The organism is Flavobacterium sp. J372, assembly GCF_024699965.1.
Taxonomy (GTDB): Bacteria; Bacteroidota; Bacteroidia; order Flavobacteriales; family Flavobacteriaceae; genus Flavobacterium.
In genome coordinates this window covers 3,038,682-3,051,656 of the sequence record NZ_JAJOMZ010000004.1, presented here as the reverse complement: position 1 = coordinate 3,051,656, position 12,975 = coordinate 3,038,682, and the positions used below count along the sequence as shown (strand labels likewise).

General features: G+C 42.6%; 10 protein-coding genes and 3 pseudogenes. 2 read left to right on the top strand and 11 right to left on the bottom strand.

The window, feature by feature from the left end; genetic code table 11:
* Positions 1 to 61 precede the first annotated feature (61 nt).
* The 6 genes from LRS05_RS15050 to LRS05_RS15025 all read right to left on the bottom strand — a co-directional run bounded on the left by LRS05_RS15050 (position 62) and on the right by LRS05_RS15025 (position 3,790).
* On the bottom strand, positions 62 to 628 hold the full coding sequence (locus tag LRS05_RS15050) for a C40 family peptidase (RefSeq protein ID WP_257869066.1): 567 nt from the start codon (positions 626 to 628) through the stop codon (positions 62 to 64).
* 38 nt (positions 629 to 666) lie between these two features.
* Positions 667 to 804, bottom strand: coding sequence for a hypothetical protein (locus LRS05_RS15045; protein WP_257869065.1), 138 nt, complete (start codon positions 802 to 804; stop codon positions 667 to 669).
* 75 nt (positions 805 to 879) lie between these two features.
* Positions 880 to 1,992: a lipid-A-disaccharide synthase gene (gene lpxB, locus LRS05_RS15040; protein WP_257869064.1), complete on the bottom strand. Its 1,113-nt coding sequence runs from the start codon at positions 1,990 to 1,992 to the stop codon at positions 880 to 882.
* Between the two features lie 97 nt (positions 1,993 to 2,089).
* Positions 2,090 to 2,617, bottom strand: a complete 528-nt coding sequence (locus tag LRS05_RS15035; protein ID WP_257869063.1) for a lipocalin family protein — start codon at positions 2,615 to 2,617, stop codon at positions 2,090 to 2,092.
* A gap of 54 nt (positions 2,618 to 2,671) precedes the next feature.
* Positions 2,672 to 3,181: a DUF5004 domain-containing protein gene (locus LRS05_RS15030; RefSeq protein WP_257869062.1), complete on the bottom strand. Its 510-nt coding sequence runs from the start codon at positions 3,179 to 3,181 to the stop codon at positions 2,672 to 2,674.
* Between the two features lie 87 nt (positions 3,182 to 3,268).
* The gene (locus LRS05_RS15025) at positions 3,269 to 3,790 is read right to left on the bottom strand and encodes a hypothetical protein (protein ID WP_257869061.1); all 522 of its coding nucleotides are present in this window, start codon (positions 3,788 to 3,790) and stop codon (positions 3,269 to 3,271) included.
* Between the two features lie 266 nt (positions 3,791 to 4,056).
* On the opposite strand from LRS05_RS15025, the pseudogene LRS05_RS15020 reads away from it, so the two are divergent.
* Both LRS05_RS15020 and LRS05_RS15015 read left to right on the top strand, forming a co-directional pair.
* Positions 4,057 to 6,229: pseudogene (locus LRS05_RS15020) on the top strand (carboxy terminal-processing peptidase).
* 6 nt (positions 6,230 to 6,235) lie between these two features.
* Positions 6,236 to 7,339, top strand: coding sequence for an ABC transporter permease (locus tag LRS05_RS15015; RefSeq protein ID WP_257869060.1), 1,104 nt, complete (start codon positions 6,236 to 6,238; stop codon positions 7,337 to 7,339).
* A gap of 110 nt (positions 7,340 to 7,449) precedes the next feature.
* Here LRS05_RS15015 and rodA read toward each other — a convergent pair.
* The 5 genes and pseudogenes from rodA to LRS05_RS14990 form a co-directional block, all read right to left on the bottom strand.
* Positions 7,450 to 8,705 (bottom strand): annotated as a pseudogene (gene rodA / locus LRS05_RS15010) (rod shape-determining protein RodA).
* Positions 8,706 to 10,571: pseudogene (gene mrdA / locus LRS05_RS15005) on the bottom strand (penicillin-binding protein 2).
* On the bottom strand, positions 10,568 to 11,074 hold the full coding sequence (locus LRS05_RS15000) for a rod shape-determining protein MreD (protein ID WP_257869059.1): 507 nt from the start codon (positions 11,072 to 11,074) through the stop codon (positions 10,568 to 10,570). The pseudogene mrdA and the gene LRS05_RS15000 overlap by 4 nt, the downstream one beginning before the upstream one ends.
* Positions 11,067 to 11,891: a rod shape-determining protein MreC gene (gene mreC, locus LRS05_RS14995; protein WP_257869058.1), complete on the bottom strand. Its 825-nt coding sequence runs from the start codon at positions 11,889 to 11,891 to the stop codon at positions 11,067 to 11,069. The genes LRS05_RS15000 and mreC overlap by 8 nt, the downstream gene beginning before the upstream one ends.
* 13 nt (positions 11,892 to 11,904) lie before the next feature.
* Complete coding sequence (locus LRS05_RS14990) at positions 11,905 to 12,933, bottom strand: rod shape-determining protein (protein ID WP_257869057.1); 1,029 nt, start codon at positions 12,931 to 12,933, stop codon at positions 11,905 to 11,907.
* Positions 12,934 to 12,975 lie beyond the last annotated feature (42 nt).

Genomic DNA, 12,975 nt, shown 5'->3' with positions numbered 1-12,975 from the left:
CAATGGGGTATCTCAATATCGGCATGGCGATGCGAAGATATTGAAAATGTTGATTTAAAACCTAGTTACCATTGTATCGGCCAGCAGAAACAAAAGTGTTTTTGTGGTAGGCCTCATTCATAGAAGATACGATAACACCGCTGCTTGTAGATGAGTGAAGAAATTTCACTTCGCCCTCTTCAGTAACTTCAGTCACAATCCCAACATGATTGATGATGTTCCTGCGGCGGTTGTTTTTGAAGAATAAAAGGTCGCCCTTTTTCACCTCGCTTAAATCAACCTTATTTGTAGCTGAAACCATAGCATGCGAGCTGCGCGGCAATGTTATATCAAAAAGCTTAAAAGTGGCGTACACCATACCTGAACAGTCCATTCCTGCTTTGGTGGTGCCGCCACCGCGGTAGCGCACACCTTCAAACTCAGCTACGGCATTATTTGCCAGCTGTTCGCCAAGGTAATCATCTGAGTATGGGGTAAAATCAGCGTCTGCTTCAGTTTCAATGATAATGTTTTTCTTTTTGGCAGGAGCTTCAAGTTTGCTCGGGCCACCCTTCCTTATCTCTTTCTGGGTTACTTGTTTTGCCGGTTCATAAGCTACAACAGGCGCATTGCCAAACAATGATGCCATGTCGCTGTCACTTACGGTCGGGTTATCATTTTTTGCGATTACCGGCTTAGCGGCTTTTTCAGTATAAGAGTAAATCCCTTTTTTTCAGCTTCTTTTTTAGAGGTTACTATCTGGCTGTGTGCTTTCCCTGAAAGCATCACTATCGCCAAAAGGGACAGTTGCAGGAGGTTTTTCAAAACTTTTATTTTATCAAATTCAACTAAGGTTTATTGGCAAATATAACGAATTGATTTTAATAAAATTTTATGATGCTATGTTAAATTATTGATTATGAGTCTCGCTGTTTTCAAACTGGCACCCGGCCCACCCAATTTTTTTTCCAGTAAATCGTACTGTTTCAGAAGGTTTTGGCGGTTTTCAGGTGTTAAAATCTTTTGGAGTTCTATTCTGATATTTTTTTTATTGCATTCATCCTGTATAAGTTCTTTTACCACTTCTTTGTCCATGATCAGGTTTACAAGAGAGATGTATTTCAGCGTGATAATACGTTTCGCAATCTGGTAAGATATCCATCCGCCTTTGTAGCAAACCACTTCAGGAACCTTGAATAACGCCGTCTCTAAAGTGGCGGTGCCCGACGTTACCAGCGCCGCATGTGCTATCGAAAGCAGGTCATAGGTTTTGTTGGAAATGAATTTCACATTTTCGCTTGTGATGAACTGCCTGTAAAATTCATAATCCTGGCTTGGTGCGCCTGCTATTACGAATTGGTGGTCAGGGAAATCGTCAACTACCGATAGCATTATACCAAGCATCTTTGATATTTCCTGCTTGCGGCTTCCCGGCAGCAGTGCTATCACAGGCCTTTCATCAAGCCGGTTATCCTTTTTAAAAGCTTCAACATCTGTAGCAGGGCGGTTATGTATGGCATCTATAAGCGGGTGGCCTACAAATTCTACTTTGTAATCGTGTTTGTTCTCGTAGAATTCTTTTTCGAAAGGGAGGATTATGTACATTTTATCCACATCGCGTTTTATGGCTTTTATGCGGTTTTCTTTCCAAGCCCAAATTTGAGGAGAAATGTAATAGTGTGTTTTGTAACCCAGCGGTTTTGCCCATTTGGCAATGCGCATGTTGAAGCCGGGATAGTCAATAAAAATAATTACATCAGGGTTAAAGGCCGTAATATCAGCCTTGCAAAATTTAATGTTTCTGAGGATGGTGCCCAGGTTCTGTACCACTTCGGCAAAACCCATAAAAGCCAGGTCGCGGTAGTGTTTTACCAGTGTTCCGCCGGTGGCAGCCATAAGGTCGCCGCCCCAAAAACGTATATCGGCAGCAGGGTCTTGCTTAAAAAGTTCTTTCATCAGGTTGGCCCCGTGCAGGTCGCCTGATGCTTCACCGGCAATGATGTAGTATTTCATTATATGATTTTGAGAGTCAAAAATACTATTAATTTAATTTATCATATTGTAAAAAAAAGCCCCGCTTAAGCAGGGCATATTCATTTTGCTGTAAAAATTATTGTTTCGTGAAGGTAACCGTACCGCCAACTACATCAAAAAATGTAGTTCCGTTAGGCCCGTCAATAGGTATTGACTGGATTTCATTAAATTCTACCGATAAGGTATTGCCGCTGCGTACCATAACAACATCTTCGCCCTGATTGCCAATCTCCCCGCTCAGCGTCACAGTGTTTTCTGTTACAGTGTAAGTTCCGGTAAGTGTTTCTGCAGCCAGGCAGTCAACAGTCAGCGTAATGTCATTACCATTACCGCTCACCTCAATATCTAAACCTTCAAGCATTAATGAAACCTCAGTCGCACTGGTAAAAACAAGTTCAGAATTACTGTAACAATCTGTTTCGTTTACCATATCTGTCGATGCTACACCGTCACCATTCAGGTCAATAGCATTGTCAAGTGTAAAGCCTGTAAGATTCCATGTACCGTCTATAGAGACATTAACCGTTGTCGGATTGCTGTCATCATCGCCGCAGGAAATCAGTGTAAGCCCAATCAATGCAGCTGCAAAAAATAATTTCTTCATGTAATCAGATAATAAATGTTATATCGAAATTTCAAATGAACTGATATTAAGATATCACTGTTTTGTAAAAATATATGTTCCGGGAATATCAAGATAGAAAGTGCCGCCGGCACTTATCATAGAAATATAAGTTGCGGCTTCATCATAAATGGTGAGTGTATTGCCATTGCGTGTTAAAAATGCCGCATCTTCTCCGGTACCTACAATCACCTGGTTGTCGGTTACAGTATATGTGCTTACAGCAGTATCTGCAGGATCACATTCAAAGGAATATATGGCGTTTGAGCCTGTACCTTCAGATGAAATTGATACATCTTCGCCTGTGATGAAGATTTGGCCGTTTGCAAAAATCAACTTAGAGTTATTAAAACAGTTTGTTTCTGTAACAAGATTTGTGCTGGCCGTGCCATCCCCATCAAAATCATAAGCGTCATCAAGTATTATGCCTGTAAGTTTCCATGTGCCATCAATAGAGGCATTTACAGTTGTCGGGTTGCTGTCATCATCGCCGCAAGACATCAATGTAAGCCCAATTAATGCGGCAGCAAAAAATAATTTCTTCATAATAGCAGTTTTTAGTTTTAGTAAATGTAGTGAAAATTAAAAAAAGATGCCCCGCAACAGCAGGGCATCTAATAATGTTTAACCAGTTTATTGCTTTGTAAATGTAAGCGTTCCGCCTACCAAATCATAAGTAACTTCACCGTTTGTGCCTTCTACAGGTACATCCTGTACTTCAGGAAAATATACTGATAGCGTATTTCCGCTCCGTGTCATCACAACATCCTCTTCGCCGTCACCTAAATCTCCTGAAAGTACTACAGTATTTTCTGTTACTGTATAAGGCCCTGTAAACACATCGGCAGGAAGGCAATCAATATTTACAGTCTCGGTGCCGCCTTCAACAATAAGCTCTGCATCAAGCCCTTCAAGGCTTACAATTGCCTGCCCGGTACCTAAAAAAACAATTCCGGAATTAGTATAGCATCCTGTTTCGCCGATTAGGTTTGCAGTCGCTGTGCCGTCCTGGTTAAAATCCACAGGTTCATCAAGGGTGAAGCCGGTAAGTTTCCAGTTGCCTTCAACCGACACATTAGTTTGCTGGTCGTCATCATCAGAGCAGGCCGCGAACGTAAGTCCGATTAGCGCTGCAGCAAAAAACACTTTTTTCATCTCATTTAGTTTAAATAGTTTGGGGCAAATATTAAAAAATTGATTTAAATAAGTATTATTTTAACATGGCATTAAAGGTTAATTAACGTAAATGACTATTTTTAACTGTAACAAAATTGTATGGTTTCACACCAATTCTTAAACATCTTTTTAGATATTATATCAAATAAGAATTGTAATTTTACGTTTGCTGATTATGTTTTTGTAAAAGATGGTGCAGCGCGTGTCTCTGATATTTTTGGCACGCTTTTTAATGATGTATTGTAATGAATAATTTTATGGCATTTATGAAAAGGAATTATAAGATAATCGCTTTCGTTGCTGTGCTTGCAGTAGCGCTGTTGAGTTTTGTACCTACAAAAAAGGCAGTAAGCGCAGACCCTGACAGGGATAAGTTGCTGCTTGAACTGCTTACCTTTGTGGTTGAGCGCGGCCATTATGACCCTGCTGCTATTGATGATAACTTCAGCAAGGGTGTGTATAAGCAGTACATGGAGTCAATAGACCCTTCAAAGCGTTTCTTCATACAGAGTGATATCGATGAGTTTGCAAAGTATGAAACACAGCTGGATGACCAGATAAACAATCGCGACCTGACATTCTTTAACCTGACATATGACAGGCTGCTGAAAAGGATTAAGGCTGCTGAAGGTTTCTACAAAGAAATTATGGCAAAGCCGTTTGATTTTACTGCAAACGAAGAACTTAACGTTGATTATGAAAAGCAGCCGTTTGCTAAATCTGAAGCTGACCTGAAAAAACGTTGGGAGAAGCAAATGAAACTTTCTGTATTGTCGTCTATCACTGATAAGCAAAAGGTAGAGCAGGATAAGCAGAAAAAAGATGCATCTTATAAAATGAAGTCTTTTGCCGAACTGGAGAAAGAATCGCGCGAAGCGTCGTTACAATCGCTTAACCAATATTTCGATTTTATTGATGAGCTGAAGCGTGATGAGTGGTTCAGTGTTTATATAAATGCTATTGCAGAGCGTTTTGACCCCCCATACATTCTATTTTGCTCCTGACGATAAAGAGAAGTTTGATACCAGTATGAGAGGCTCTCTTGAAGGTATTGGCGCAAGGTTGATGAAGAAGAATGACTATGTTGAGATCTCTGAGCTTATACCGGGCGGCCCTGCCTGGAGGGGCAAAGAGCTTGAGCAGGGCGACCTAATCATGAAAGTTGCCCAGGCAGGCGGTGAGGCTATTGATGTAGCCGGTATGCGTCTTGACGATGTGGTTAAGAAAATAAAAGGGCCGAAAGGTACTAAGGTAAAGCTTACCGTTAAGAAAGTTGACGGCGCTATAAAAGTTATTGAGATTACAAGGGAAGTTGTAGAGATTGAAGAAACCTATGCCAAGTCAAGCATTGTGAATAAAGACGGCAAGCTGTATGGCGTTATCAATCTCCCGAAATTCTACATCGACTTTGAAAATAAAGACAGCCGCGATGCAGCTAAAGATGTTGCAGCCGAAGTGGAAAGGCTTAAAGCAGCAGGAGTAGAAGGCATTGCGCTTGACCTTCGCGACAATGGCGGTGGCGCACTTAAAACAGTTGTTGACATGGTAGGCCTGTTCATACCGCAGGGTCCTGTGGTGCAGGTGAAATCTACCGGTAAGAAAAAAGAGGTGCTGAGTGATACCGACTCTCGCGTACAGTGGGATGGGCCGCTTGTAGTGCTGGTAAATAATTTCTCGGCATCAGCATCAGAAATTTTTGCAGCCGCAATACAGGATTATAACAGGGGATTGATTTTAGGAAGCCGCCATACTTATGGTAAAGGTACTGTACAAAACATCATAGACATGAACCAGTTTGTGCGTGAAAATTCAATGGGCGACCTCGGCGCTATAAAAATCACTACTCAGAAGTACTACCGCATAAATGGTGGCTCTGTACAGCGCGAAGGTGTCTATAGCGATATCATAATGCCTGACAGGTATGCTTATATTGAAATGGGTGAGCGTGACAGCGAGTTTGCATTGCCGTATGACAAAATAGACGGTGCAGGCTACAAGCCATTCAAAAATAACTTTGAAGCTGTAAAAGCAGCAAGCAAAAAACGTATGGCAGCCAGCGAGCAGTTTAAGCTAATGGACGAAAATGCCAAATGGGTGAATGAGAAGAAAGACGAAAGTACCTATGCGCTTAACTATGATAAGTTTAAGGCAGAGCTTGACAAGAGCGAAGCCTTCACTAAAAAGTTTAAAGCTCTTACAGAGTATAACAGTAAGCTGAAGTTTACAGGCCTGCCTGCAGACCAGGAAGCTGCGAAGAAAGACCCGGCGCTGGCCGAAAAGAAAAACCGCTGGTATGAAAGCCTTTCAAAGGATATCTATGTTGAAGAAGCGGTAAATATCCTGCAGGATATGAAGGGCGGTAAGCCATCTGCTTCGCTAACAATGACAAATAAAGACAAAGCGGTTAAATCACGATAATTTTGCATGGATAACGCGAATAAGTCGCTTACAGGGATAGCGCTCCAAAAGTTTAAAAAGAACTTTTGGGGCGTTTTCAGTTTAGTGTTTATTGTACTGATGCTGCTTATAGCGGTATTTGCCTATGTGCTTGCACCCGATAAAAGCCAAAATGCCAACTGGGGCGACCTGGCTATCCATTCCAAGCCGCCGGGCTTTACAGTTACTATGATCACGCTGCCTGGTGAAGGTTCAGAGATGAGTGTGGGGCATTATTTCTCAGGCAACCCAAACCCGCCACAGAAATTTCCTGTGCTTGATTATAGTTTCACCAAAGATAGCCTGCGCTATACCGAGTACAACACCGACCCGTCACTGGCACAAAAGAAGTCAGTTCCGCTTACGGCCTTCGGCAATAAATCTGCTGAAGCAATACAGAAAGAAAACATCGCTGTAGAAAAATTCATCCTAGGCACCGACAGCCAGGGGAGGGATATGCTAAGCAGGCTTTTGGTGGGTTCGCGGGTTTCCATATCCATAGGATTTGTAGCAGTGCTTATATCACTTGTTGTAGGAATCTTTTTCGGTGCAATAGCCGGCTATTACGGCGGTAAGGTAGACGCCTTTGTGATGTGGCTGGTAAATGTAATATGGTCTATCCCTACGCTGCTTTTGGTCATTGCAATCACACTGGCATTGGGTAAAGGCTTCTGGCAGGTGTTTGTAGCGGTAGGCCTTACTATGTGGGTTGAGGTGGCACGTGTAGTACGCGGGCAGGTGATGAGCATAAAACAGATGCAGTTTGTTACAGCAGCCAGAGCACTGGGATACCGCAACGGCAGGATTATCTTTAACCACATACTGCCCAACAGTATGGCGCCGGTAATAGTAATCTCTGCGGCTAACTTTGCTTCGGCCATACTTGTAGAAAGCGGGCTTAGTTTCCTCGGGCTTGGCGCACAACCGCCCGTACCCAGCTGGGGTGGCATGATAAAAGACCATTATAATTATATCATTCTTGGCAAGCCTTATCTTGCCTTAGCGCCGGGTATCGCCATGTTGCTTTTAGTGTTGGCTTTTATGATGGTGGGCAATGCATTACGGGATGCGCTTGATGTAAAGAGTGAGTAAAAGTTTACAGTCGCGGTCGCAGTTTACAGTCCCGCTGAAACTTGTCGAAGCGCAAACTTCAGTCAAAGTGTCTTGCAATCGAATAATCTAAAATTCTAACAATCCAAAAATTACCATTCATTTACTTTATTGGCATCCATTTTAATAAAAATGAATAGCAATATGGTAAAGGCAAATAAGCTCGACCCGCCATAGCTGAAGAAGGGCAGGGGCACCCCAATAGTTGGGAACAGCTTGATAAGCATGGTAATATTCACGAAGAAGTGCATGAAGAGTATGGAAGCAACGCAGTACCCATACGTCCGGCTAAACTTGGATTTTTGCCGTTCTGCCATATAGACGATCCGCAAGAGGAGTGTGACGAAAACAGCAATTACAACAACCGCACCTACAAATCCCCATTCTTCACCTACGGTTGTGAATATATAGTCGGTATGCTGCTCGGGTACAAAGCCGCCTTTGGTCTGCGTGCCTTCAAGATAGCCCTTACCAAACCATCCGCCTGAACCAATAGCTATAAGGCTCTGGTTGAGGTTATACCCCTCTTTCTTCAGGTTTACATTTTTATCAAAAAGAACGTTGATACGGTCTTTCTGGTGGCCTTCCAGTACATTTTCATATACATAATCCACAGAAAATACAAACCCTGAAATCGCTATGAAAATCATAGTGGAAAGTATCGGGTTTCGGTATGCCCGCCTCGACACAAAATATTGTGCTATGATAATTATAAGCGCAAGCCCTATTAATATTACAGGTTTTACGAACAAAGCAAGGAGAAAGAGCACAATGGCTGTCACACCTGTAACAAGGTACCATGCAGGCAAACCTTCGCGGTGCAGTACAAGCACCAGTGAGAAGAATATCATGGCACTACCGGCATCTGGCTGCATAAGAATAAGCCCTACGGGTAGGAGTATAATACCGAAAGCTATAAGCTGATGGTTAGTGTTCTTGAGGTTTATCTGTACATCACTAAGGAACTTTGACAGTACCAGTGATGCTGCGATCTTGGCAAACTCTGAAGGCTGCAAGCCAAATCCGCCAAAAGAATACCAGTTACGCTGCCCTTTAATAACAGAACCAAACGCAAATAGCCCGACCAGCAGAAGTATGGATAAGCCATAAAAAATCAGTGCATATTTTTCATATATCTTGGCATCAACGGCAAGCACCATAAAAATGAGTATGACGCTCAGCATGATAAAAAATATCTGCTTGCCGTAAGACTGGCTCATGTCAAAAAAGAAGTTTCTGTTTCAGGAAGCGATGCACTGTATATAGTCATCCAGCCCATAATAACAAGCACGGCATACAGCAATATGCTTATCCAGTCGATATTTCCTGAAACACTCTGGTTCTTCATCTATTTATTGATGCTGAAAGGTTCTCCGCTTAAATATTTTTCATAGGTAGCCTTAAGCCCATTTTCAAGCATGCGCTTTTCAAGGTCGGTACGGGTAATGATACCACGCAGGTACTTTTCAATCATAAGGCTGGCAATAGGGCCCGCCCAGCGAGCGCCCCAGTAACCGTTTTCTACAAACACAGCAATAGCAATCTTTGGGTTTTCTCTTGGTGCAAATGCAACGAATATAGAGTGGTCATCAAGCTGTGTTTTCTTACCGTTAATTTTTGTAAAATTCTCTGCAGTACCGGTTTTGCCGCATATCTCTATCCCTTCAACACGTACGCCACGGGCAGTACCAAGGTTGTATACATCAAACAGGCCATCAATCACCGGTTTGAAATATTGCTTTTCGATTGATGTATAATGCTTCGTTGTAAATTTCTTGTCAATCTTGCGGCCTTCGATTTTTTTGATAATGTGCGGTGTGTAGTACCATCCCTGGTTGGCTACAGTCGCCATCATGTTTGCCAGCTGTATAGGCGTCATAGAAACCTCACCCTGCCCAATTGAATTGGAGATAATGGTTGAGCTTCGCCACCCGCCGTTAGGATACCAGAATTTATAATATTTAGCATCAGGTATACGGCCTTTTCGCCCCTGCGGTAAGTCATAACCCATAAACTGGCCTAGTCCAAAACTCTTCAGGTGATTGGCCCATGCATTTACGCCACTTGACGGATTGGGATATTTGTCAATAATAAGTTTGTAAGTACCCCCCAAAATAGGCGTTGCATGATTTATAGATACCGTTATGCAGTTGTATGGCGCCGCCCGGACAGTGACACTTCATAAATGCACCACGCCCGTAAGAAAAGCCATGGCGGCATAAAAATGTTGAATGCTCATCAATCACTTCTTCCTGAAGGCCAATCAATCCTGTAAGTATCTTAAATGGTGATCCCGGTGGGTATTCAGCAAGCAAGGGCCTGTCAAACAACGGCATGGTGATGGTGTCACGCATCATGGCTGTAAAGTTCTTTGAACGCTCACGGCCAACAAGTATTGCCGGGTCATAAGTTGGGGCAGATACCAATGCCAGTATTTCGCCACTGCTAGGCTCAATTGCCACAATGCCACCACGCTTTTCAAACATGAGCGCCTCACCATACTTTTGCAGTTCCATGTCAATGGTAAGAGTAATATCCTGCCCCTGTTGTGCAATTGTATCGTATATCCCATCTTTAAATGAGCCTATCTCACGGTTGTCACGGTCGCGCTGAACGTATTTTACGCCTTTTACGCCGCGCAGTATCTCTTCATACATTTCTTCCACACCCTGCCGGCCTATGAGGTCCCCGCTTTTGTAGTATGGATTTTTTTTTATGATGTTATCGTTTACCTGAGCAATATAACCGAAGATGTTTGCACCGACATTGGTCTGGTAATCGCGCAGCGAACGTTTTACAATATCAAAGCCTTTATATCGGCGTATCTTTTCCTGGAAAGCCGCGAATTCTTTTTTATTAAGCTGAGGCAGAAATACAGATGGCAGCAGCGGGCTGTAAACTTTGGCCTTGGCAATACGCTCTTTAAAATATTCTTTGTCAATGTTAAGCAAGCGGCATATTTCAAGTGTGTCAACACCTTCCCTCGGCATATCATTAGGGGTCACCATAATGTCATAAGAAGGCTGGTTGGCTACCATAAGTTTGCCGTTACGGTCATAAATATAGCCGCGTTCAGGATATTCGTATTTAATTTTGATAGCATTATTCTCAGATTTCTTGATGTAAGTGTCATCAAGAATCTGTAAATAAAAAGCCGTGCCGTAATCAGTATGGCTGCGGCGATGATAATTGTTGGCAGTAAGATCTTTCTCATTGTTTGCCCGGCTTAATCAGGTAAATTATAGTTATGCAAAGCAACAGCGTAAATAGCGATGTAAGCACCGTACGCAGTAAAACCTCGAGTATCAGGCCAAACCTGAATGCCTCCAAAAGATATAAAATTAAATGATGCGTTACAACAGAAATAAGAAGAAATGAAAATCTTTCCGGCGAAAGCCTGTCATTTATTTTCACGGTCTGGTACTCGTAGCTCACACCGAATGAAAACCTGAAGATGGAAGGCCTTATATATGCCAGTACCGTACACGCTACAGCGTGCGAACCTCCTGAGTTTAGGAACATATCAAGCAAAATTCCCATTGTAAATGCCGAAAGCAGCAATACCGCCCTGTTACCGTTAACCGGAAACAGGAGTATGAACAGGATATAGGGGTAAGCTTCTGCAATACCGAATAAATCAACACGGTTAAATATAATAACCTGTGCCGCCAAAAGCGCAATAAAACGTAGTATGTTTATAATTACAGTACTATTCATCTTCGCTTAGTGCTTGCAGTTGTTTTATTTCGTCACGATCTTTGTTCTCAATAATGTAAACATGGCCCAATGCCGTCATGTCATTAAACAGCCTTACATCAATTGTATAGTAATTTGTTTTCTTGTCAACATAAATTTTTTCAATTTTTCCTATAGGGACGTTTTCAGGGAAAATATCAGAGCGGCCACCCGTTACAATTGTATCGCCTTTTTTAACTGAAGCCAGCCTCGGTACTTCAATCAGCTGTACAAAACCTGCATTTTCACCATTCCAAACTACCGATCCAAAGTGGTTGGCCTTTTTAATTTTAGCATCAAGCCTTATTTTTCTGTTCAATAAACTGATAACCGTTGCATAGCCATTAGACGTATTTTCAATTATGCCGACTACACCTTTGCTGCTCACTACGCCCATATCCTTCTTAACACCGTCTTTACGGCCACTGTTAAGGGTAAGGTAGTTCTCGTGCTCGCTGTAGGAGTTGTAAATTACTTTAGACTGTATCACCTTAAAGTTTGCCATGGCTGATGGCAGCTGTATAGGCGGGAGTGCGGCGGTATCCTGTGTGTTGTACAGCATCATCTTCAGCTGGGCGTTTTCTGCGGCAAGCGCCTCGTTCTGCTCTTTCAGCGCCAGGTATTCCTCAACTTTATTGATTTGCTCATACACATAGCCCGAAACGGCATTGGCAGATGAAATAGCCCTGCTGCGGTGGTAGGAATGTGACTGGATAGAAAGCGTTAACGATATGCCCAAAAGCAGCAAAAACAGTAATAAGATACTGTTTTTATATAGAAAGCTGAATATTTGCTGCATTGGTTAAGTGCCTTTATTTGATAAGTATGCTCCTGAATTTTTGTATGTTTTTAAGCGCCATTCCCGTTCCTCTCACAACTGCCCTTAGCGGGTCTTCTGCAATATAAACCGGAAGGTCTGTTTTTTGGGAAATCCGTTTGTCAAGCCCCCTTAACATCGAGCCGCCTCCTGCAAGGTAAATACCCGTGTTGTAAATATCGGCTGCAAGTTCAGGTGGTGTTTGAGATAATGTTTCCATAACAGCATCTTCAATACGCTGGATAGACTTGTCAAGCGCTTTAGCTATCTCCCGGTAAGAAACATCTACCTGCTTCGGCTTACCGGTAAGGAGGTCACGCCCCTGTACCGACATATCATCCGGCGGAGTCTCAAGGTCTTCAATAGCGGCGCCAATGGTAATTTTTATCTTTTCTGCTGTACTCTCTCCCACAAATAGGTTGTGTTGGGTACGCATGTAGTAAACAATATCGTTTGTGAAAACGTCACCCGCAATCTTAACCGATTTGTCACATACAATACCGCCAAGCGCAATTACGGCAATCTCGGTAGTACCGCCGCCTATGTCAACAATCATGTTACCTTTTGGCTGCATAATATCAACCCCGATACCAATAGCGGCTGCCATCGGTTCATGTATAAGATATACTTCTTTACCATTTACCCTTTCAGCAGATTCTTTTACCGCACGCATCTCCACCTCAGTAATGCCTGAAGGAATACATATAACCATGCGAAGGGCAGGGGTAAACAGTTTTTTCTTTAGTGCCGGTATACTTTTAATGAACATGTTGATCATCTTTTCAGATGCGTCAAAGTCGGCAATAACACCGTCTTTCAGCGGGCGTATGGTTTTTATGTTCTCATGCGTTTTACCCTGCATCATGTTGGCTTCCTTGCCCACGGCTATTATTTTGCCGGAAACACGGTCTCGCGCCACTATAGACGGGCTGTCTATAACTACTTTGTCATTGTGTATGATTAGGGTATTTGCTGTACCAAGGTCTATAGCGATATCCTCGGTCATGAAATCAAAAAATCCCATACTGGAAAGGGTGTTATATGTTATAAAAGTTTAAGCCTACAA